Source organism: Hydrogenibacillus sp. N12 (genome assembly GCF_019645935.1).
GTDB lineage: Bacteria > Bacillota > Bacilli > Thermicanales > DSM-22653 > Hydrogenibacillus > Hydrogenibacillus schlegelii.
In genome coordinates, this window is record NZ_CP080953.1 from 2,258,708 (window position 1) to 2,279,384 (window position 20,677).

At 66.9% G+C, this 20,677-nt stretch carries 14 protein-coding genes, 9 tRNA genes and 1 rRNA gene; 4 read left to right on the forward strand and 20 right to left on the reverse strand.

Annotated features, from left to right (window positions below):
- Window positions 1–19: 19 nt before the first annotated feature.
- The gene (locus K2M58_RS10565) at window positions 20–454 is read right to left on the reverse strand and encodes an ABC transporter permease (RefSeq protein WP_220677513.1); all 435 of its coding nucleotides are present in this window, start codon (window positions 452–454) and stop codon (window positions 20–22) included.
- On the reverse strand, window positions 451–855 hold the full coding sequence (locus K2M58_RS10570) for an ABC transporter permease (protein WP_220677514.1): 405 nt from the start codon (window positions 853–855) through the stop codon (window positions 451–453). Before K2M58_RS10570 ends, K2M58_RS10565 begins: the two co-directional genes overlap by 4 nt.
- On the opposite strand from K2M58_RS10570, the gene K2M58_RS10575 reads away from it, so the two are divergent.
- Together K2M58_RS10575 and K2M58_RS10580 are read left to right on the forward strand one after the other, a co-directional pair.
- Window positions 842–2,491, forward strand: a complete 1,650-nt coding sequence (locus tag K2M58_RS10575; protein ID WP_252393468.1) for a long-chain fatty acid--CoA ligase — start codon at window positions 842–844, stop codon at window positions 2,489–2,491. The genes K2M58_RS10570 and K2M58_RS10575 overlap by 14 nt on opposite strands.
- 13 nt (window positions 2,492–2,504) lie before the next feature.
- Window positions 2,505–3,272 (forward strand): 3-hydroxyacyl-CoA dehydrogenase, encoded by a 768-nt coding sequence (locus K2M58_RS10580; protein WP_220677515.1) that lies wholly within the window; start codon window positions 2,505–2,507, stop codon window positions 3,270–3,272.
- A 576-nt stretch (window positions 3,273–3,848) separates the two neighbouring features.
- Here K2M58_RS10580 and K2M58_RS10585 read toward each other — a convergent pair.
- The 18 genes from K2M58_RS10585 to K2M58_RS10670 form a co-directional block, all read right to left on the reverse strand.
- Window positions 3,849–3,936 (reverse strand) — tRNA-Leu (locus K2M58_RS10585).
- A gap of 25 nt (window positions 3,937–3,961) precedes the next feature.
- Window positions 3,962–4,038, reverse strand: a tRNA-Arg gene (locus K2M58_RS10590).
- Window positions 4,039–4,121: 83 nt separating this feature from the next.
- A tRNA-Leu gene (locus tag K2M58_RS10595) sits at window positions 4,122–4,210 on the reverse strand.
- Between the two features lies 1 nt (window position 4,211).
- Window positions 4,212–4,286: transfer RNA gene (locus tag K2M58_RS10600), tRNA-Gly, on the reverse strand.
- Window positions 4,287–4,419: 133 nt separating this feature from the next.
- A tRNA-Thr gene (locus K2M58_RS10605) sits at window positions 4,420–4,495 on the reverse strand.
- A 2-nt stretch (window positions 4,496–4,497) separates the two neighbouring features.
- Window positions 4,498–4,573, reverse strand: a tRNA-Phe gene (locus K2M58_RS10610).
- A 4-nt stretch (window positions 4,574–4,577) separates the two neighbouring features.
- Window positions 4,578–4,653 (reverse strand) — tRNA-Asp (locus K2M58_RS10615).
- A 10-nt stretch (window positions 4,654–4,663) separates the two neighbouring features.
- A tRNA-Ser gene (locus tag K2M58_RS10620) sits at window positions 4,664–4,757 on the reverse strand.
- Between the two features lie 13 nt (window positions 4,758–4,770).
- Window positions 4,771–4,845, reverse strand: a tRNA-Asn gene (locus K2M58_RS10625).
- A gap of 40 nt (window positions 4,846–4,885) precedes the next feature.
- Window positions 4,886–7,804, reverse strand: a 23S ribosomal RNA gene (locus K2M58_RS10630).
- 102 nt (window positions 7,805–7,906) lie between these two features.
- A complete protein-coding gene (locus K2M58_RS10635) occupies window positions 7,907–8,746 on the reverse strand; it encodes an NAD kinase (protein WP_066202670.1) in 840 nt (279 codons plus the stop codon).
- Between the two features lie 260 nt (window positions 8,747–9,006).
- Window positions 9,007–9,891, reverse strand: coding sequence for a fumarylacetoacetate hydrolase family protein (locus tag K2M58_RS10640; protein ID WP_220677516.1), 885 nt, complete (start codon window positions 9,889–9,891; stop codon window positions 9,007–9,009).
- Window positions 9,892–9,968: 77 nt separating this feature from the next.
- Window positions 9,969–10,916: an RluA family pseudouridine synthase gene (locus K2M58_RS10645; RefSeq protein ID WP_220677517.1), complete on the reverse strand. Its 948-nt coding sequence runs from the start codon at window positions 10,914–10,916 to the stop codon at window positions 9,969–9,971.
- 111 nt (window positions 10,917–11,027) lie between these two features.
- The gene (locus K2M58_RS10650; protein ID WP_220677518.1) at window positions 11,028–12,452 is read right to left on the reverse strand and encodes an LCP family protein; all 1,425 of its coding nucleotides are present in this window, start codon (window positions 12,450–12,452) and stop codon (window positions 11,028–11,030) included.
- A gap of 201 nt (window positions 12,453–12,653) precedes the next feature.
- A complete protein-coding gene (locus K2M58_RS10655) occupies window positions 12,654–14,087 on the reverse strand; it encodes an ABC transporter substrate-binding protein (RefSeq protein ID WP_220677519.1) in 1,434 nt (477 codons plus the stop codon).
- Window positions 14,088–14,350: 263 nt separating this feature from the next.
- Complete coding sequence (locus K2M58_RS10660) at window positions 14,351–14,989, reverse strand: cell wall hydrolase (protein WP_220677520.1); 639 nt, start codon at window positions 14,987–14,989, stop codon at window positions 14,351–14,353.
- A gap of 93 nt (window positions 14,990–15,082) precedes the next feature.
- Window positions 15,083–16,582 (reverse strand): carboxypeptidase M32, encoded by a 1,500-nt coding sequence (locus K2M58_RS10665; RefSeq protein ID WP_220677521.1) that lies wholly within the window; start codon window positions 16,580–16,582, stop codon window positions 15,083–15,085.
- Between the two features lie 131 nt (window positions 16,583–16,713).
- Window positions 16,714–17,895 (reverse strand): glycerate kinase family protein, encoded by a 1,182-nt coding sequence (locus tag K2M58_RS10670; RefSeq protein WP_220677522.1) that lies wholly within the window; start codon window positions 17,893–17,895, stop codon window positions 16,714–16,716.
- Window positions 17,896–18,099: 204 nt separating this feature from the next.
- Here K2M58_RS10670 and K2M58_RS10675 point away from each other — a divergent pair, with 204 nt between their 5' ends.
- Together K2M58_RS10675 and K2M58_RS10680 are read left to right on the forward strand one after the other, a co-directional pair.
- Window positions 18,100–19,992 (forward strand): asparagine synthetase B family protein, encoded by a 1,893-nt coding sequence (locus K2M58_RS10675; protein ID WP_220677523.1) that lies wholly within the window; start codon window positions 18,100–18,102, stop codon window positions 19,990–19,992.
- Between the two features lie 215 nt (window positions 19,993–20,207).
- Entirely contained in the window at window positions 20,208–20,675 is a 468-nt protein-coding gene (locus tag K2M58_RS10680) for a divergent PAP2 family protein (protein WP_066441121.1), read from the forward strand.
- The last annotated feature ends 2 nt before the right edge of the window (window positions 20,676–20,677 follow it).

The window sequence follows — 20,677 nt, forward strand, 5'->3', positions numbered from 1 at the left end:
GAATATTTTATCGTCAGTGTCAAGAACGCACAACCGGCTTCATCCCCGGAATGAATTCTGAGGCTTTCGCCGGGGGGCCGGTAAAGTAGATGAGGAGCGCGATGCCGAGGACGAGCTGCGGCACCGTAAGCGGCGCCGTCATGAACGTCACGAGGGCCGTCTTGCCGGGAAACGTCCCGCGGGCGATGCCGAGGCCGGCCGCCGTCCCCAGGACGACCGACGCCAGCGCGGCCAGGAAGGCAAAGACGACCGAATTCCGGAAAGCCGCCACGAACTCCGGCCGATCGAGAATCTTCCAGTACCACTGAAGCGAAAACCCCTGCGGCGGAAAGCTCGGATAGCTCGCCGCCGTAAAGGACGCCGGGATGACCACCAAGACGGGCATGAGAATAAACAACACGACCCCAAAAACGACGACCGCATGGGCAAAGCGGGCGAAAGAACGTCCGGTCATCGAAACACCTCCCGGAACCGCCCCCGTTCCATCGCCCGGGAAAACAGCGTCACCAAAAGGAGCGTCGTCCCCAGCAGAATGTACGAGATGGCGCTTCCGTACGTCCAGCGGAGCAGGTTCAAAATCTCATCGTAGGCGACCACCGGCAGCATCGGCACGTTGGCGCCGCCGAGGAGGGCCGGCGTCACGTAGGAGCTCATCGACATGCTGAACACGAGCACGACGCCGGCGACGACGCCCGGAAGCGAAAGCGGGAGCGTAATCGACCAAAACGTCCGCACCGGCCCCGCGCCCAGGATCGCGCTCGCTTCATCGACGGCTGCCGCCCGATTCCTCCATATGTTAAAATCAAGATATGACGACCGCTTCGAGGAAAGGAGCACCGCCATGCAGGGGCTCATGATGGATTTTCCCCTGACCCTGACCCACCTCCTCCGGCGCGCCGAAACGCTTTTTCCCCGCCGGGAGATCGTCGATCGGCGGCCGGACCGGACGTTTTTCCGTTACACCTATGCCGAGTTCATCGACCGTGCCAAGCGGCTCGCCGTCGCGCTCCGGGATCTCGGCCTCGCCCGGGGCGATCGGGTCGCGACGCTCATGTGGAACCAGCACGAACACCTCGAGGCGTACTTCGGCATCCCCCTGGCCGGCGCCGTCCTCCACACGCTGAACCTGCGGCTTCCGCCGGAAGACCTCCGCTTCATCATCGAACATGCCGACGACCGGGCGCTCATCGTCGATCAGACGCTCCTTCCCCTTTTGGAAAAAATCGGGCCGCTGCCGACCGTCCGGCACGTGTTCGTCGCCGGCGTCCCGGCGGACGCCTCCCTCCCCGAGGGTCTGCGGCCGTATGAAGCCCTGCTTGCCGGCGCCGATCCCGCCCGCTTCGTCGAACCCGAACTCGACGAGCGGGACGCCGCCGCCATGTGCTACACCTCCGGCACGACCGGCCGGCCGAAAGGCGTCGTCTACTCCCACCGGGCCCTCGTCCTTCACTCGATCGTCTCGGCCATGGCCGACGGCCTCGGCGTTCGGGAGTCCGACGCCGTGCTCCCGGTCGTCCCGATGTTTCACGTCAACGCCTGGGGCCTCCCCTACACGACGACCCTCGTCGGCGCAAAGCACGTCCTCCCGGGCATGCACCTCGATCCAGCGAGCCTGCTCGAGGCGTTTCAGGCGGAGCGGGTGACGCTCACCGCCGGCGTGCCGACGATCTGGCTCGGCGTCCTCCAGATGCTCGACCAGAATCCCGGCGCCTACGATCTTTCCGCCTTGCGGGCCCTCCTCGTCGGCGGCGCCGCCGCCCCGGAAGGGATGATCCGCGGCTTTCAGGAGCGCCACGGCCTCACCGTCGTTCACGCCTGGGGCATGACCGAGACGACGCCCCTCGGGACGATCGCCTTCCTCTCGCCGGAGACCGCGGCTCTCCCGGAGGACGCGCGCTACCGGCTTCGGGCCAAACAGGGCCGGCCGGTCCCCCTCGTCGAGATCCGCGCCCGCGGGCCCGAAGGGCTTGTCCCGTGGAACGGCGAGGCGATGGGCGAGCTCGAAGTCCGGGGCCCGTGGATCGCCGCGGCCTATCACAACGCTCCGGAGGCCGCCGACCGCTGGACGGACGACGGCTGGTTCCGGACCGGCGACATCGTCACCATCGACCCGCACGGCTACGTCGAGATCAAAGACCGGGACAAAGACCTCGTCAAATCCGGCGGCGAGTGGATCAGCACGATGGCGCTCGAAAACGCCCTCATGACCCACCCGGCCGTCCTCGAGGCGGCGGTCATCGCCGTGCCGCATCCGAAGTGGCAGGAGCGGCCCCTCGCCGTCGTCGTTCTGAAACCGGGCCACACGCCGGATGAGGCGATGAAAACGTCGCTCTACGAAGCCCTCCGGCCGAAATTTGCCAAGTGGCAGCTCCCCGACGACATCGTCTTCGTCGACCAGATCCCCCGCACGTCGACCGGCAAGTTTTTAAAGCGCGCCCTCCGGGAGCGGTTCAAACACCATCTGGATGCTCAGGGCGAGCCGATCGCCTAGAAAGGAGATCCCGATGCACATCCAGGACAGCGTCTTTCTCATCACCGGTGGCGCCTCCGGCCTCGGCGCCGCCGCTGCAGAGCGCCTCGTCGCGCAGGGCGCCCGCGTCGTGATCGCCGACCTGAACGAAGAAGCCGGCATAAGCCTTGCCGATCGCCTCGGCGATCGGGCCGCCTTCGCCCGGACCGACGTCACCGACGAAACGAGCGTCCGCGGGGCGATCGACCTCGCCCGGGAGCGCTTCGGCGCCCTCCACGGCGCCGTCAACTGCGCCGGCATCGCCATCGCCGAGAAGGTGATCGGAAAAGACGGCCCCCACGACCTCGCCCGCTTCCGCCGGGTGATCGAGATCAACCTCGTCGGCACCTTCAACGTCGTCCGGCTGGCCGCCGACGCCATGCAGGCCAACCCGCCGAACGAAGAAGGCGAACGGGGCGTCCTCATCAACACCGCCAGCATCGCCGCCTTCGACGGCCAGATCGGCCAGAGCGCCTACAGCGCCGCCAAAGGCGGCGTCGCGGCGATGACCCTCCCCCTCGCCCGGGAGCTCGCCCGGTACGGCATCCGCGTCGTCACCGTCGCTCCCGGCGTCTTCGACACGCCGATGATGCAGGGCCTGCCGGAAAAAGCCCGGGCGTCGCTGGCGGAGCAGATCCCCTTCCCGCCGCGCCTCGGCCGGCCCCACGAATTTGCCCATCTCGTCGCCGCGATCATCGAAAACCCGATGCTGAACGGCGAGGTCATCCGCCTCGACGGCGCCCTGCGCATGGGCCCTCGATGAACATTCCCGGAAACAGCATCGTCCAGCCGGAAGCCTCGTCCCGTGGCCACACCAAAAAGCGCTGCCGACTTCGGCAGCGCCATTGTTTGGGCCGAGCGTTCCGTTTGCTCGGCGCAAATCATACATCGTAAAGTGCTTGCTTGGGGGTCCCCCCCACATTAGCCGACCGGTGCCGGTCTCTTTGTCTTTGCATAAAATGGGCAGCAAAAGGGCGGCATCACGTCAGAGGCGAAAAAATGCCCTGTAGAGCGTCGAAAGGCAAAGGGGGATAGAATATAAATATACCTGGGCGCCTTTGAAACAAGCCGCAGAATCGATTTTAGGCGGTTATTGTAAGCGATTACATAACGGAGCGACCTAAAGGACACATAAAAAAATGCACAAAAAAATGTTCCTCTAGTGCAATAAATGCGGCCGCCAGCTTGCCACGCGATACTCCCAAGGTTAAGCTAGAACTGCCCCACTCGATTCTCCCGAAATCAAGCGCGGCATTTTCCCTGAGTCGCGTGGGTCTACAGGCCTGCTTCCGCGAAAACCATTTCCTTCCATACCCGCAAAACCGCACAAATTCTAAGGTGGTGCCGGTGAGAGGAGTCGAACCTCCACGGGGGGGTGCCCCACGCGATTTTGAGTCGCGCGCGTCTGCCAATTCCGCCACACCGGCAGAAAAAAGCAGAAAAAAAGAGAAATGGCGCGCCCGGAGGGATTCGAACCCCCGACCTTCTGATTCGTAGTCAGACACTCTATCCGACTGAGCTACGGGCGCATCCGTTCTTCATCTGTTTGTTGCGACGCGACCCGCTCCCCTTCCGCTGATTGCGCTTCGGATGAGCGTACGTCGCCAGCCATTGGTGCCGAGGACCGGACTCGAACCGGTACGGTAGACACCTACCCTGGGATTTTAAGTCCCATGCGTCTGCCAGTTCCGCCACCCCGGCATGGAGCGGACGACGGGAATCGAACCCGCGACCCCAACCTTGGCAAGGTTGTGTTCTACCGCTGAACTACGTCCGCACAGTGGCTCGCCGATCCGGCGACCATCCCCGAGCGTCTCTCGACCTCCGCGGTGTTTTACGGCCTGAACCGCAAACGCCCACGACGACCAACGACGGCCCTCCATCGCTTTCCGTCGGCCTTCCGCCATCGGTGGTGCCGGCGAAGGGACTCGAACCCCCAACCGACCGCTTACAAGGCGGTTGCTCTACCGCTTGAGCTACACCGGCAGTGGTGGCTCGGGACGGAATCGAACCGCCGACACGAGGATTTTCAGTCCTCTGCTCTGCCAACTGAGCTACCGAGCCGGGATGGCGGTGCTGACGGGACTTGAACCCGCGATCTCCGGTGTGACAGACCGGTGTGTTAACCCCTACACCACAGCACCGCATCCGAGATGGCGGATAGGGTGGGATTCGAACCCACGGTACGGCTTGTTCGCCGTACACACGATTTCCAGTCGTGCTCCTTCGACCACTCGGACACCTATCCAGGTGGCACAAAATGGCTCCGCAGGCAGGATTCGAACCTGCAACCCTCCGGTTAACAGCCGGATGCTCTACCGTTGAGCTACTGCGGAATGTAAGCGGGAGCGAACGCTCCCTCAAAACCGGATCGTGGGGGGCAAAGCCTCGACCGATTCGGATCCGTCAGCTTCACGCGTTACCGCGCTTCCACCTCGGACCGATCGACCTCGTCGTCTACGAGGGGTCTTACCCGGTCAAGCCGGTGGGAAATCTCATCTTGGGGTGGGCTTCGCGCTTAGATGCTTTCAGCGCTTATCCCGTCCGCACTTGGCTACCCAGCGGTGCGCCTGGCGGCACAACTGGTACACCAGCGGTGCGTCCGTCCCGGTCCTCTCGTACTAGGGACGACTCCCCTCAAATTTCCTCCGCCCGCGACAGATAGGGACCGAACTGTCTCACGACGTTCTGAACCCAGCTCACGTACCGCTTTAATGGGCGAACAGCCCAACCCTTGGGACCGGCTCCAGCCCCAGGATGCGATGAGCCGACATCGAGGTGCCAAACCTCCCCGTCGATGTGGACTCTTGGGGGAGATCAGCCTGTTATCCCCGGGGTAGCTTTTATCCGTTGAGCGATGGCCCTTCCACTCGGCACCACCGGATCACTAAGCCCGACTTTCGTCCCTGCTCGACCCGTCGGTCTCGCAGTCAAGCCCCCTTCTCGCCTTTGCACGCTCCGCGCGATTTCCATCCGCGCTGAGGGGACCTTTGGGCGCCTCCGTTACCCTTTAGGAGGCGACCGCCCCAGTCAAACTGCCCGCCTGACACGGTCCCCCGACCGGCTCACGGCCGCGGGTGAGTCGTCCGCCGCCTCCAGGGTGGTATCCCACCGCCGCCTCCGCGCCCCCTGACGAGGACGCTTCCCAGGCTCCCACCTATCCTGTACAGAAGGCGGCAAACCACAATATCAGGCTGCAGTAAAGCTCCACGGGGTCTTGCCGTCTAGTCGCGGGTACCCTGCATCTTCACAGGGACTACGATTTCACCGAGCCTCCTGCCGAGACAGCGCCCAGGTCGTTACGCCTTTCGTGCGGGTCGGAACTTACCCGACAAGGAATTTCGCTACCTTAGGACCGTTATAGTTACGGCCGCCGTTTACTGGGGCTTCGGTTCAGAGCTTCGGGCCTATACCCTAACCCTTCCCCTTAACCTTCCAGCACCGGGCAGGCGTCAGCCCCTATACGTCGCCTTACGGCTTCGCAGAGACCTGTGTTTTTGCTAAACAGTCGCCTGGGCCACTTCTCTGCGGCCTGCCTTCCAAGACAGGCGCCCCTTCTCCCGAAGTTACGGGGCCATTTTGCCGAGTTCCTTAGCAGGAGTTCGCTCGCGCGCCTGAGGATCCTCTCCTCGCCCACCTGTGTCGGTTTCCGGTACGGGCGCTCCCAGGCCTCGCTAGAGGCTTTTCTCGGCAGTGCGATCCGGAAGGCCTTCGGTACTCGCCTTCCCTCCCCGTCACGGCTCAGGCTTCCGGCGCGCGGATTTGCCTGCGCACCACCCTCGCCGCTTGGACGCGCTCTTCCATCCCGCGCGCGCCTTCGGACCCCCTGCGTCCCCCCGTCGCTCAAACGGCCGGGAGCGGTACGGGATTCTCCACCCGTTTCCCATCAGCTACGCCTCGCGGCCTCGCCTTAGGTCCCGACTTACCCTGAGCGGACGAGCCTTCCTCAGGAACCCTTGGGCTTTCGGCGGGTCGGATTCTCACCGACCTTCTCGCTACTCACGCCGGCATTCTCGCTTCCCTGCGCTCCACGCGCCCTCCCGGTCGCGCTTCTACGCCCAGGGAACGCTCCCCTACCGCACTCCTCGTGCCCGGCGCTTCGGTGTCGCGCTTAGCCCCGTTACATTTTCCGCGCAGCGCCACTCGACCAGTGAGCTATTACGCACTCTTTGAATGATGGCTGCTTCTAAGCCAACATCCTGGTTGTCTTCGCAGCGCCACATCGTTTCCCACTAAGCGCAAACTCCGGGACCTTAGCGGCCGGTCTGGGCTCTTTCCCTCTCGACGACGAAGCTTATCCCCCGCCGTCTGACTCCCAAGGACCACGCCCGGGCATTCGCAGTTTGACAGGGCTTGGTAGCCCTCGCGGGCCCCGCACCCAATCAGTGCTCTACCTCCCAGGCGCTCCCCTTGAGGCTCGCCCTCAAGCGATTTCGGGGAGAACCAGCTATCTCCGGGTTCGGTTGGCTTTTCACCCCTACCCACACCTCATCCCCTGGTTTTGCAACACCAGTGGGTTCGGGCCTCCAGTCGGATTTCGCCGACCTTCACCCTGGACATGGGTAGATCACCCGGTTTCGGGTCGACGCCTGCATACTCCCGCCCTCTTCAGACTCGCTTTCGCTCCGGCTCCGGCCCTGAAGGCCTTAACCTCGCATGCAAGCGTCACTCGCCGGCTCATTCTGCAAAAGGCACGCCGTCACCCATCGACGGGCTCCGACTGCTTGTGGGCACACGGTTTCAGGTCCTCTTTCACTCCCCTCCCGGGGTGCTTTTCACCGTTCCCTCACGGTACTCCTCCGCTATCGGTCGCCAGGGAGTATTTAGCCTTGGGAGGTGGTCCTCCCCGCTTCCCGCGGGATTCCTCGTGTCCCGCGGTACTCAGGAGCCGGGCCAGGAGGAAAGAGCGTTTCGGCTACAGGGCTCTCACCTTCTCCGGCCGACCGTTCCAGGTCCGTTCGCCTACGCCCTCTCTTTGTCACTCCCATGCGGCCCGGTCCTACAACCCCGGACTTCCGTCCGGTTTGGGCTCCTCCCCTTTCGCTCGCCGCTACTCGGGGAATCGCGGTTGCTTTCTTCTCCTCGGGGTACTGAGATGTTTCAGTTCCCCCGGTTGCCCTCCTGCGCCTATGGATTCAGCGCAGGATGCCAGGGCTCCACCCTGGCGGGTTCCCCCATTCGGGCACCCCCGGATCCCGGCCCGCTTGCGGCTCCCCGGGGCATTTCGCCGCTTGCCGCGCCCTTCATCGGCTCCTGGCGCCGAGGCATCCACCGTGCGCCCTTCCACCTTTGCCTCGCCCACGATCCAGTTTTCAAGGAGCGTTCGACGGCAGAGCCGTCAGTGACAATAGCTAATATATCACGGCGGCGGCACCATGTCAAATGGTATTTTATGCATCAGTCGCCCAGGAACTTCATCCGCACCCGCTGCCAGAAGGGAAAGTCGCGGTAGCGGGCAAAACGAACTTTTTCTTCCGCCACGTGGGCCTGGATGCGGACGACGCCTTGGGCGTAAAAGACGTTGCCGTCGACGCCGACGAGCATCTCGCCGTCGGGGTGCATCGGGTAGATGTCGAGCACGTGATGCCGCGGCAGGATGAACGACCGGCCAAGCGTCCGGTATTCGACGTTGTTGATCGCCGCAAGCTCCGACACCTGCAGCGCCGCGATCGACGGGTGGAGGATGCTCCCGCCGACGGAATGGCTGTAGGCGGTCGAGCCCGAAGGCGTTGAAAGGATGAGGCCGTCGCCGCGAAACGTCTCGAACCGGTCGCCGTTGATCCAGACGTCGACGACGAACGTCGAGAGGGTCTTCGACCGGACGATCGTCTCGTTCAAAGCGAGGTGCCGGTGGCGGCGGCCGTCTTTGTATTCGAAGATCGCCGCGACGAGCGGGTACTCGACGATCCGCGGCGCCTCCGTCTTCAGGATCGTCTCGATCATCCAGTCGGCTTCGTACCGCTTCCAGTCGGCGTAAAAGCCGAGGGTCCCGGTGTGCAGGCCGACGAAGGCCGCCTCCGGCACCTTCGGGTAATAGCGGTGAAACGCCTCGAGCATCGTCCCGTCGCCGCCGACGGCGATGACGAGCTCCGGCGCCTCCGCCAGCTCAAAGCCGGACCGAAGGAGCGCTTCCCGGATGCGCTCGGCGATCCGCTCGCTTTCTTCGTCCGGCCGGACGACGAGCTGAAAGCGCGAAAAGCGCCGCCGGGGCGCGTTTTTCGGCTCCTGCTCCTCCATCGCCGCCTCCCCTCCGTCCCAATCACGGCCTCCTTCGACCGGCGACCGCCCCGTTGGAAGGCCCGGACGCCCGCCCCGGAGGTCGGGCGTGAGCCTCCGGGCGCCGTTTCCCGGGGCCGCGCATCTTGCGGGCGCGACCCGGAGGGCGGCCGGGCGGCGTTGACGCCGCCCCCGCTCCGCCCGTGGCGGAGCGCCGGCGCTTAAGCCGGCCCGCGACGTTCATGACGAAAACAGAGCGCTTGACGAAACCCGGCCGACGCTCACGCTACCGGTCGCGCGGCGACGCGGTTTTTGAGCCGGCCGATGCCGTCGATCTCCACGACGACTTCGTCTCCGGGCTTAAGAAAACGCGGGGGCGAAAAGCCGGCGCCGACGCCGCTCGGCGTGCCGGTGGCGAGGATAAGCCCCGCCGGAAGCGTCATGCCCCGGGAAAGTTCGGCGATCAGGGCCTCGATCGGCCAGAGGAGGTCCCGCACCGAACCGTTTTGCCGGAGCTCGCCGTTGACGGTCGTGCGGACGACGAGCGCCCGGGGATCGGGAATCGCCGCCCGCGGGACGATCTCCGGCCCGAGCGGAGCAAAGGTGTCCAAACTCTTCCCCTTAAAATACTGCACATGCTTTTTCTGCAAATCTCGCGCCGTGACGTCGTTCAGGATCGTGTAGCCGAAAACGTGCTCGAGCGCCCGCTCCGGCGGAATGTCCCGGCCACTTTTGCCGATGACGACGGCGAGTTCCCCTTCGTAGTCCAAGGCTTCGGTGACGCCGACGTGGGGGTCGATCGCCGCCTCCGGCGGAAGAAGCGCCGTCGGCGCCTTGGTGAAAAAGACCGGCGCCGACGGCAGTTCCCCGCCGCCCATCTCCTGGGCGTGATCGGCGTAGTTTTTCCCGACGCAGACGATCGGATACGGCGTTCGAAGCGGAACGTCGAGCGTCACCTCGTCCGGCGCGTACGCCGGAAGCTTGAGCCGCCCCGCCTCCGCCGCCTGCAGGGTCGCCTCCGCCGCCCGCCAGGCGGCCTCCCCGGCGGCGATGAACGCATGAAGCGACGCAAAGCCGAGCGCCTCGTCGAGGGCGACATACCGATCCCCAGAGCGAAAGCCCCAGCGGAGCGCGCCGTCCGGCGTCAAAAATGTGGCCCACGCCATGCCCATCCTCCTTTCCGCGTCGACCGGTCTCCTGCAGGCGGTCGCAGGGCCAGGCCTCAGGCGGCCGACTACCGCGATTATACCGCGCCGGACCCCTGGTTCGCGAGGGCCTGAAGCAGGCGTTCGAGATCCGGCGGAAGCGGCGCTTCGATGGTCACCGGCCGATCCTCAAACGGATGATGAAACGCCAGGCGATAGGCGTGAAGCGCCTGTCGCCCGAGCGGCGCCGCCGGATGCTCCCGGCCGCCGTACGTTCGGTCGCCGAAAAGAGGATGGCCGAGGTGCGACAGGTGAACCCGGATCTGGTGCGTCCGGCCGGTCATCAAGGCCACGTCGAGGAGCGCCGCCCCCGCATAGACGGCCAGCGTCCGGTAGCGGGTTCGGGCCGGCTGCCCGTCCGGCGCGACGATTCGCCGCTCCGAATGCGCCGGATCCCGGGCGATCGGAGCGTCGATCTCCCCTTCCGGCGGATCGGGCACACCGTGAACGACGGCGAGGTAGCGCCGGTCGATCATCCCGCGCCGGAGCGGTGCGTCCAGGCGGGCGTGGGCGAGGGCGTGCCGGGCGAAGAGGACGAGGCCGCTCGTCTCCCGGTCGAGGCGGTTGACCGGACGGATGCGGGTGCGAATGCCCCGGGCCTGAAGCCAGCCGGCGACGGCGGCGGCGAGCGTTCCGCCGCTCCCCGGCTCGCCGTCCCGGCCGATCGGGTGGACGAGCATCCCCGGCGGCTTGTCGACGGCAAAGTAGTGGGCATCCTCATAAACGACCCGGATCGGGATCGGCTCCGGCGTGACGCCGTAGCTTTCCGGCGGCGCGATGCGGACGCTGATCCGATCGCCCGCCCGAACCCGCGCCGCCGTGTGGGACACCCGGCCGTTTAGGCGAAACGCCCGGGCATGGACGATCCGCTGGTACAGGCGTCCGGTGAGCCCAAACCGCCGGCGCATGACCCTTCCCAGCGTCTCTCCGTCTTCATCGGGCCGGACGACGACCGTCCACCACCCCCCGCGTTCAAAGGCGTCCATCCTCCACCCTCCGAGCGGATCAACCCTTCTAAACAAAAAATCTAAGCAACAACCCTCCGAACAAAAAAACCGCGCCGTCGCGCGGTGTCCAACATCCTGCGTCCGGTCCGCCTACGGCCGCCTTTCGGCCGGCTCGGGCGGAGCCGGAGCGCCGTCTGCCGGCGGCGCCGGCGGCACCGTCCCGTCGCTCGGCGTGAGGGGGGCGTCCGGAGAACCGCCCTGACGCGAAACATCGCTCTCCGGCGTCCCTTCGTTCGACGGCGCAGCATCCGGTGGCGGCGAATTCGACGCTGACCCGCCGGACGACGGCGGCGCCGCCAGCGCTCCCTCATCGGAAGGCCCGGAACTTTTCTCCGGAGTGGAACCGACCGCCCCGGAGGAAGGCGTCTTCCGGCTCGGCGCCGATTGGGCCGGCGCGGGCTTGGCCGGCGCCGTCTTTTTGCTCCCGGCGGACGAACCGCCGCCCCCCTGCCGGTCGTTGGCCGGGTCGATGAGCGCCATCCCTTTTTCCGGATCGAGCCCAAGCGCCTGCCACAGCGTCTCCCGGATGCGCTTCAGCTCTTCCTCCGGAAAAGCGACGTACGCTCCGCCGGCGGAGTAAAAGCCGTACGGATGCGCCTCGATCGTCGTGATCGCCTCCGAGCCGACGCCGAGGAAGGCCGAAAGAAGCGAGCGGATTTCTTTTTTCGTAAAGTCGGTCCGGACGTGGTCGCTCACGATGTCGAGCAAGGTGAAAAAGCGGGTGACGCCCTGGATGGATTTGACCTTGTCCGCCACCTTTTGAATGACGATCTGCTGCCGCCGGTTGCGATCAAAATCGCTCGAGTAGTACTTCGGCCCCCGATCGTCATGCCGGTGGCGGACGTAGCCGAGGGCCTGCTCGCCGTTCAAATGCTGCAGGCCGGGGTAGAGGTCGATCACCGTGCCGTCGGTGGGGTCGTGGTAGACGAGCCGGCGCTCGACGTCGACGTCGATGCCGCCCAAAGCGTCGATGATCTCCTTGAAGGCAACGAAGTCGAGAAGCACGTACCGGTCGACCGGAACGCCAAAATACCCGCTGACGGTTTTTTTGACGAGGCTCGGCCCGGTGTCGGTCACCGGCTTTCCGTTTCGCTCGGCTCGGGCCTTCCGGTTTTCGCCGATGGCGTAGGCGGCGTTGATCTTCGCGTAACCGTACCCCGGGATCATCACCCGGGTGTCCCGCGGGATGGAAAGGAGCGTGATCTTCCGCTCCGCCGGATTGACCACGGCGAGCATGATCACGTCGGTGTTCAGCGAACCGAGGTCCGGCCGGGTGTCGGTGCCGAGGAGGAGGACGGTAAACGGCTTTTCCGGCGGCCGCTCGGCGACGGCCTCCGCCGACCCGACGCCGTCGGCTTCGTTCCCTTCGCCGGCCGTCATCTTGTCCAGCGCGTGGTCGATCCGCCACATCGCGTAACCGGCGCCCCCGACGACGGCGAAGACAAGGGCGACCAGGGCCCAAAACCACCCCCGCCGCCACCAGCCGCCGGCCGGTCGATTGTCCATCACGTCCATCGCTGGCTCCCCCATCGGCCGGCGCCACAAGGCGCCCGCCTCTCTTTTTCCGCGCCCGTGTTCCCGGGTGACTCCCTCCGTAGGATATCCGATGCGACGCCGTTTGACAAGCGGCGAACGTTTCCGGCCGCCGACCGGCCATCCCCTGCCGATTCTGCCGTCGCCGATCGTTCCGCCGACAAAGGCGACGGCCTCCGGCCCCTATCGTCCTGCCGGTGCCGACCACGCCCGAAGCCGCCGTTCCACCTCCGCGAGCGCCTGCGCCACCGCCTCCGGCCCGGCTGGGCCGGCCGAAAGGCGGGAAAAGGCCTCCCGGAGCAGCCCTTCCGCCTGCACGTACGTCTCTTCCGGGACGCCGGGCGGAGCGTACGGCGAGGGAAGGGGCGCCGGCGCATCGGACCAGAACGCCGAGAGGTGAAGTCCTTCCCACGCCGGGTGCCGGTTGGCGTCGACGCGGGTGAGAAGCTCCCAAAGATCCGTACTCCGCTTGGCTTCGGCGACCCGGTCGCTCAGGACAAAGCGGAGGAAATCGAGCGCCCGTTCGGGATGGTCGCTTTTGGCATTTACGGTCAGGATGAGGCTCGGCCAGAACGGCCCACCGACCGCCCGGCCGTCGTCCGGCCGGGGAAAACCGACAACGTTCCAGGAAAACGCCGGCCGGACCCACCGGTCGCCGACGTACACGTTCTCCCCGCTAAAGAGATCGATGAGCCGCCTGAGGTCGTAAAACGTCACCACCATCGCCGCTGCCCGGCCGGTGAGAAAATCATCTTCGGCATACAGCGGTTCCGCCGGCGCCGACCCCTCGGCGGAAAGTTGCTCGTAGACGGAAGGGGCCAGCCAATTTTCCCGGCGCCAGCGGAGAAGATCCGCCCACGCCTCCCGGCGGGCCGGAAGGTCGAGCGTCGGCTTTCCGTCGGCGGAAAAGAGGCCGCCGCCGGCTTGCGCCACGCGGTATTCGGCGAGATCATACAGCGTCGAAAACGGGCCGTTGCCGAGGGAAAGGCCGTACCGCAGGGGACCGCCGGCGCGGGCGACGACGGCGGCGAGGCGCTCCCGCCATGCGGTCCACGACATGCCGTCGGACGGCGGTTCGACCCCGGCGCGGCGAAACGCGTCGGCGTTGTAGACGATCGCCGTCGCGGCAAACGTCGGCGTCAGGCCGTACAGGTGGCCGTCCACCGTGAGCCCGGAGACGACGATCGGCGCCAGCGCCTCCGGCTTAAACTCCGGTTCCCGCAAAAGATCATCAAGCGGCCGGAGGAGGCCGTTTCTGGCCAGAACCGGGTACAGGTCCGGATCGACGACGACGAGATCCGGCGGCGGCCCGCCGTCGCCGGAGAGCGCCGCCCGGTAGCGCTCGAGGAGTGTCTGCAGATAGTCAAGCCGATCGGTCCGCTCCGGAAGCGAAAGGAGCGTCCGCTCGATCGACGCTTCCGGGTGCGCCACGAGGTACAGCGTCGCGTACTCATCGAAGGCGTAACCCGCGACAAGCACCCGAAGCGGGCCCGCCGTCCCTCGCTCGGCCCCGCCGCCGGCCGCACACCCGGCCAGAACGAGGACGAGGAGCATGGCAAAAAAAGGCCGATTCCATGCCCTGAGAAGAAACCGCCGATCCCCCGCCGGCCAGCGCATCGCTTCGTCCCCTGCCTTCAATCTTTTAGACGGGTTGTCGCCGGCGAAGTTGCACCTCCGGCGGCGTCCCTTTCGACGACATCTTTCGACTTCCTCTTTCGACAACATGACAAAAGCCCGCCAGCGGCGGGCTTTCGCCTGCGTTCTCTTTCATCGTAGTCGACCGGACGAGACGTTGTCAACGGTCGGACTGACGGAGCTCCGAGGATGTGTCGCATTCTCCCCCAACTTGCCCGAAACGCCGGGGAACAGAGCAAAAGGACCTATAGGGCAAAAAGATGCGTTCCGATGCGGGCCGTGACCGGCCGGCTCCGAATCCAGGTGGAGGTCGTTTGGGCCGGATTGTAGAAATAGAGGGCGCCATGGGTCGGATCGTCGCCCCGGAGGGCGGCGTAGACCGCCCGGTAGGCCGACGCCGTCGGCGTGACCCGGAAGAAGTACCCGTTGGCGACGGATTCAAACGCCCGCGGCTCAAACAGGACGCCGGCCACCGTCGACGGAAAGGCCGGATGCCGGACCCGGTTCAGGATGACCGCCGCGACGGCCACCTGGCCGGCGAACGGCTCTCCGCCCGCTTCCGCGGTCACCATCCGCGCCATGAGGTCGATCTCCCGGGCGGTGAACGTCACGCCGTACAGCCGGGCCCACGTCCGGGGGCCGACGATGCCGTCGACGGCGAGGCCGTGGGCCGCCTGAAATCGCCGCACCGCCTGCTCCGTCCCCGGCCCGAAACGGCCGTCCTGAGGCCCCGCATACAGACCGAGCTGATCGAGGCGGTGCTGAAGATCGTAGACGTAACCGCCGGCATCGCCGATCTTCAGCGTCGGCGCCGCCACCGCCCCCGCCGGCAGCCCGATCGCCGCCAGCGCCAGGAAGGCGGCCAGCGCCCAAGCCGTCCGCATGGGCCTGCCTCCTTTCATGAGGCCAGTATAGCGGACGGCCGGCGGAATGGGGGTGGTAATTTGCGGGAGCGAATTCCGGCGACGCCGGCGAAGTCAGAGCCGGTAGACCGCCCGCACCTTGTCCTCGAGGTAGCGAAGAAGCGGGGCCGGGTCCGGTTCCCGGCCGGTGGCCCGCTTGAGGAGCTCCAGCGGATCGTACCGGTTTCCGTGGGCGTGAACATGTTCGGTCATCCACGCCCGAATCGGCGCAAAGTCGCCCCGTTCGATCCGGTCGTGAAAATCCGGAAGGTCCCGGAGCAGGGCCTCGGTGAGCATGGCGGCGTAGAGGTTCCCGAGGGCGTAGGACGGAAAATAGCCGAACAGGCCGGAGCTCCAGTGCACGTCCTGCAACACGCCCCGGGCGTCGTCCGGCGGCGTGAGGCCGAGAAGCTCCTCCATCTTCGCGTTCCACGCCGCCGGCAGATCTTCGGCCTCCAGCTCCCCGGCAAACAGGGCCTTCTCCAGCTCATACCGGAGCACGATGTGGAGGTTGTACGTCACTTCGTCCGCCTCGACGCGGATGAAGGAGGGGGTGACGACGTTCACCGCCCGGAAGAGACGCTCCGGCTCGACGCCGGCAAGCGCCGGGAACTGCTCTGCCACGATCGGCGCCGCGTATCGCCAGAACGCCAGGCTCCGGCCGACGACGTTTTCATAAAAGCGCGATTGGGATTCGTGGATGCTCATGGAGGCGGCGGCCATGAGGCCGTAGCGGGCGAGGGAAGTCGGCAGATTTTGCTCGTAGATGCCGTGCCCCGCCTCGTGCAGGGTGGAAAAGAGCGACGAAAACGGATCGTCTTCAAAGTAACGGGTCGTAATGCGGACGTCCGTCGGCTCGATGCCCATCGTAAACGGGTGGGCGCTTTCGTCGAGGCGACCCCGGCGGTAGTCGAAGCCGATTGCCTCCGAGAGGCGAAGCGATAGCGCCCGCTGCGCCTCTTTCGGAAAGCGGCCTTTGAGGAACGACCGATCCGGGGTCTCTCCCGAGGCGGCAAGCGCCATGAGGCGCGGGAGCGCCTCTCGAAGCGGCCGGAAGAGGGCGTCGACCCGCTCCACCGTAAGCCCCGGCTCGTACTGGTCGAGGAGGGCGTCGTACGGGTGGCCGGCCGGCTCCAGATAGTCGATAAACTCCCGCACAAGCTGAATCAGCTCCCGGAGCACGGGTAAAAAGGCGCCGAAGTCGTTCTCTGCCCGGGCCTCCCGCCAGATCGACTCCCCTTTGGCGGCGAGGACGTGAAAGGCCCGGTAGCGCTCCGGAGGAATCTTCTGAAGCCGCCGCACGTCCCGGAGAAGAACGGTGACCATCCGCCGCTCCTCCGGAGAAAGCGCGTCTCTCTCCGCTTCCAGCCGCTCCAGCGCCGCGACGAAGGTCGGCTCGGTGAGGAGCCGCTGGCTTTCGGCACCGAAAAAGCCCATCGTCTCCGCCCGGGCTTCGACGCCGCCGGGCGGAAGCATCGTCTGCATGTCCCAGCCCATGAGCCCCGCCGCCGCGTGATAATGCCTCAGGCGTTCGACGGTCTCAAAAACGGTCAAAAGCGCTTCGTCGCGCCGCATCGATCGGTCTCCTTTCCCGCGTCGGATCCAGGGCCGTGACGATGGATGCACCGGGCACGCCGGCGAAGGGCCCTGACTTCGCCCCACCCCACCGCTTCGCCCCGCTCCGCCCCGCGCCTTGAGATGGTCCGTCAGGCGCCGAACGACGTCCGCGCGGCCCGAAGGGCGGAAAACAGTTCGTAAGCAAGCGCTTCCAACCGACTTCGGGCGACGGCCGGCGTCGGAGGATCGGCCGCGCACTCCGGCGGCACGGTGGCCAGGGCGGCGGCAAACCGATCGCCGAGCCCTTCCCGCCCGACGGCGATGCGCCCCGAAAGGAGGAAAACCGGCCGGCCGTGCAGCCGGGCGAGGCGGGCGACGGCGGCGGGCACCTTGCCGAAAAGCGTCTGGCGGTCCGTCTGCCCCTCGCCGGTGACGACGAAATGGGCGCCGGCGATCACCGCCTCAAGGCCGACGAGCTCGGCGATGCCGTCGGCGCCGGGGAGAAGGCGGGCGCCGAGGCGCGCCAGGGCAAAACCGAGGCCGCCGGCGGCGCCGGCGCCGGGGACGCCGATGGCCGCCTCCGATCCTCCCGGGCAGGGCGGCGGCGCGTCGCACACCCGCTCCGCAAACCGCCGGACGGCCGCGTCGACCTCCGAAAGCGACAGCGCCGGGAGCCCCTTTTGCGGCCCGAAGACGAACGTCGCGCCGTCCGGGCCGACGAGCGGCGCCCCGACGTCGGCGAAGACGGAAAGCTCGAGGTCGGCCACCTTCTCCAGGGCGGGCGCAAGGTCGACCTCGGCGAGAGCGAAAAGGCTTTCCGCCGCCGGATCGAGTTCTCGCCCGGCAGCATCGCGAAAGCGGGCGCCGAGGCCGGCGAGAAGGCCGAGGCCGCCGTCGTTCGTGAGGCTCCCGCCGAGGCCGATCCAGAAGCGGCGAAAGCCCGCATCCCGGAGATGGGCGATAAGCCGGCCGAGGCCGACCGTCGTCCGCCGGAGGACGGGAACCGGCCGCGCCGTCCGTCCGACGATCCGGGCGCTTTCGACGACCGCCACCGGCCCCCCCGGCCCGTCCACCACGCCGTATTCGACCGGCCCCATCACGCCGGAAGCGTCTTCGACGAAGGCGATCTCGCGCCGTCCGCCGCGGGCCTGAAGAATCGCCTCCAGCGTCCCTTCGCCGCCGTCGGCCATCGGGATCGATACCGCTTCGGCCTCCGGCCAGGCCGCCCGAAGCGCCGCCGCCATCGCCGCCGCCGCTTCCGCCGCCGTCAGGGTCCCTTTGAATTTATCCGGCGCAAGCACGAAACGCACGGCGGCACGGTGGTTCGGCATCCGCTTCACCCCTTTCCTCGCGCCAGACGGCTTCGCCCCGGCGCCGGATGCCCTGCGCTTTAGTCCCGGCCCCTAAGCTTCAAGCTCGTAGCGACCGGCATAAGACAAGGGGCGCCGAACATAGCGTTACGGCGAAGCACCCGAGGGAAGACGTCGGCATCCAGGCGATGCCGGCCCCACCCACCCGACAAAGGAGCGACGACCATGGACGCGTTTGCCGGCGTCATCGCCTTCGACTCCCCTGCCCCGACGGAACGGCTGGCCCGGGAAGCGACGATGATGCTCGACGGGCTCCGCTCCCGCCTCGGATCGACCGAACCGCCAGCGGCCCACGGCCTTCGGCGGACGGCGGCGATGACGGTGATCGCCGACGACCGGGCCGCCGTCGCCATCCTTCGGCATCCGGACCGCCCCCTCATCCGCATCCTGCCGGACGAAGAGGCGGACGGCCCGCCCTCCCGGGACCGTCGACTTCAGGAAAACCCGCTCACGCCCCGACGCTGGGCCCTTTGGCTCGGTCACCCCCTCGCCGCCGCGCCGCCGGAAGCCCTGCTGGCTGATCCCGTTTTGGCCCTGCTGGCGGCGGGGAGCGATTTTGCCGTCGTCGCCTGGGACCCGGCGCAAAAGACGCTTTTTTTGGCCCGCGATCCCCTCGGCTACCGGCCGGTATGGGGCTACCGCCATGCGGACACGCTCCTGTTTGCCTCGGACCCCGCCGCCTTATTCGTCCACCCGGCGTTCCGGCCGCGGCTCGGCCCCGAAGGGTTGAACGTCCTCTTCGCCCTCGGGCCGTACCGCCCGCCGGAGCACGGCCTCCTGGAAGACGTGTTCCAACTCCGGCCCGGGACGTATCGGCTGGAAAGCCCGGCCGGGACGAAGCGGGGCACCTACTGGTCCCTTGCCGGCCTCCCGCCCCTCGAGCGGCCGATGAAGACGGAAGAAGCGGTCGAAGCGGTCTTGCCTCTCCTTCGCGCCGCCGTCCGCCGCGCCGCAGGAGGGGATGTGACGGCGGCGTTTTTGTCCGGCGGCCTCGATTCGAGCGCCCTCGTCGCCCTGCTCGCCGAGATCGTCCCCCGGCCGGTGGAGACGTTTTCCGTCGAGTACGAAGACAACGAACGTTTCTTCCACCCGACGGCCACCGTCCCCGAACGGGACTCGCCGTACATCGGCGAGATGGTCCGCCACACGAAAAGCCGCCACACGACCGTCGTCCTCGACGCCGACGCCCTCTTAGGCGCCCTCGAGCGGTCCCTCTGGGCCCGCGGGCTTCCGGGAATGGCGGACATCGATGCGGCGCTCATTCTCTTTGCCGAAGCGGTCGCCCAAAGCCGCCGGGCGGTCCTCTCCGGGGAAGGCGCCGATGAGCTCTTCGGCGGCTATCCGTGGACTTTCGACCCGGAAGCCCGGGCGCTCGCCGCTTTTCCGTGGGCCAAAAACATCGACCGGCGCCTTCAGTATCTCCGCCCCGACGTCCGGGCCATCCTCGCGCCGGACGTCTACCTCCGCGCGTCGTGGCAGGAGGCGCTCCTCGAACTCGCGCCGCCGGCGGCGCTTCGGGCGCTTCAGGCCACCCCGGACGGCGACCCGGAAGCGGAAGAGGCCCGCCTTCGGCTCCTCGGCTACGTCAACCTCACCCGCTGGGGGACGGTCCTCCTCGAGCGAAAAGACCGCATGACCCGCCTCTTCGGCCTCGACGCCCGGCTGCCCTTCCTCGACCGCCCGCTCGTCGAGGCCGTCTGGCGGCTCCCGTGGTCGCTCAAGGTCGCCGGCGGCCGGCCGAAGGCGCTTCTCCGGGAAGCCCTCGCGGGGATCGTCCCGGCGTCCATTCGGGCGCGGCGGAAAAGCCCCTTTCCGAAGACCTTCCACCCGCGCTTTGCCGAAGGCGTTCGAGCGCTGGCCGAAGCCCGCCTTCGGACGGCGGAGGCGCCTCTTTGGACGTGGATCGATCGGGACGCCTTCGCCCGGCTGATCGCGACCTTTCCGAATCCGGAGCCGTTCCCCTGGTTCGGGCAGCTCCTCGATGCGCCGGGGTGGGTCGCGTACCTGCTCGCCGTCGACCGCTGGCTGGACGCCCTCCGGCCGAGCGTGCGCCTCTAGAGGGCCGAAGGACCCTTTCCCTTGCACCGCCGCCGCCCGATCGGGTATACTGGGGACGGCCGAAGTCGTTTGCCCGACCGGAGAAACCGGTTTTTCCCAGCTTAACACGAACCCCTGCTCGAGGCAAGCCGCCGGGGCGCCGAGCCCCGGCTTTTTCCCGATCGTCCGCACCGACCGGCGCCGGGCGTGCCCCAAAAAAGGAGCGACGGCCGACGATGGAACCGATCGCTGCCCTCCTGGACAACGTTCCGCTCGTCGCCGCCGTGACGGCGGTGGCGCTGGCGCAGCTTTTGAAAGTGCCCCTCAACTACCTCGCCAACCGGACGCTAGACTGGACGCTCCTCATCAGCCCCGGGCGCATGCCGAGCTCCCACACCGCCGGCATGAGCGCCCTTTCGACGGCGATCGCCCTCGTCGACGGCGTCCGCTCATCCGTCTTTGCCCTCGCCTTTTTGACGACCGCCATCGTCATGTTCGATGCCGCCGGCGTCCGGCGCCACGCCGGCGAGCACGCCGCCTGGTTGAACCGCCTCATTTTTGAAAACGGCGCCCTCGGCGAGGAATTCCGCCGGAGTGCCCAAGAAGAGATCAAACGCTTAAAAGAAATCATTGGCCACAAGCCGAGCGAAGTGCTCGGCGGGCTCGTCCTCGGCGTGTTTGTCGGGTGGCTCATCGCCCGCTAAGC

Excerpts from the sequence above, each read along its gene's own strand:
- K2M58_RS10580 (WP_220677515.1), top strand. The coding sequence starts at position 2,505 with ATGCACATCCAGGACAGCGTCTTTCTCATCACCGGTGGCGCCTCCGGC.
- K2M58_RS10655 (WP_220677519.1), bottom strand. The coding sequence starts at position 14,087 with ATGCGCTGGCCGGCGGGGGATCGGCGGTTTCTTCTCAGGGCATGGAAT.
- K2M58_RS10635 (WP_066202670.1), bottom strand. The coding sequence starts at position 8,746 with ATGGAGGAGCAGGAGCCGAAAAACGCGCCCCGGCGGCGCTTTTCGCGC.
- K2M58_RS10680 (WP_066441121.1), top strand. The coding sequence starts at position 20,208 with ATGGAACCGATCGCTGCCCTCCTGGACAACGTTCCGCTCGTCGCCGCC.
- K2M58_RS10570 (WP_220677514.1), bottom strand. The coding sequence starts at position 855 with ATGAGCCCCTGCATGGCGGTGCTCCTTTCCTCGAAGCGGTCGTCATAT.
- K2M58_RS10565 (WP_220677513.1), bottom strand. The coding sequence starts at position 454 with ATGACCGGACGTTCTTTCGCCCGCTTTGCCCATGCGGTCGTCGTTTTT.
- K2M58_RS10670 (WP_220677522.1), bottom strand. The coding sequence starts at position 17,895 with ATGCCGAACCACCGTGCCGCCGTGCGTTTCGTGCTTGCGCCGGATAAA.
- K2M58_RS10665 (WP_220677521.1), bottom strand. The coding sequence starts at position 16,582 with ATGCGGCGCGACGAAGCGCTTTTGACCGTTTTTGAGACCGTCGAACGC.
- K2M58_RS10640 (WP_220677516.1), bottom strand. The coding sequence starts at position 9,891 with ATGGCGTGGGCCACATTTTTGACGCCGGACGGCGCGCTCCGCTGGGGC.
- K2M58_RS10575 (WP_252393468.1), top strand. The coding sequence starts at position 842 with ATGCAGGGGCTCATGATGGATTTTCCCCTGACCCTGACCCACCTCCTC.
- K2M58_RS10650 (WP_220677518.1), bottom strand. The coding sequence starts at position 12,452 with ATGGACGTGATGGACAATCGACCGGCCGGCGGCTGGTGGCGGCGGGGG.
- K2M58_RS10675 (WP_220677523.1), top strand. The coding sequence starts at position 18,100 with ATGGACGCGTTTGCCGGCGTCATCGCCTTCGACTCCCCTGCCCCGACG.
- K2M58_RS10660 (WP_220677520.1), bottom strand. The coding sequence starts at position 14,989 with ATGCGGACGGCTTGGGCGCTGGCCGCCTTCCTGGCGCTGGCGGCGATC.
- K2M58_RS10645 (WP_220677517.1), bottom strand. The coding sequence starts at position 10,916 with ATGGACGCCTTTGAACGCGGGGGGTGGTGGACGGTCGTCGTCCGGCCC.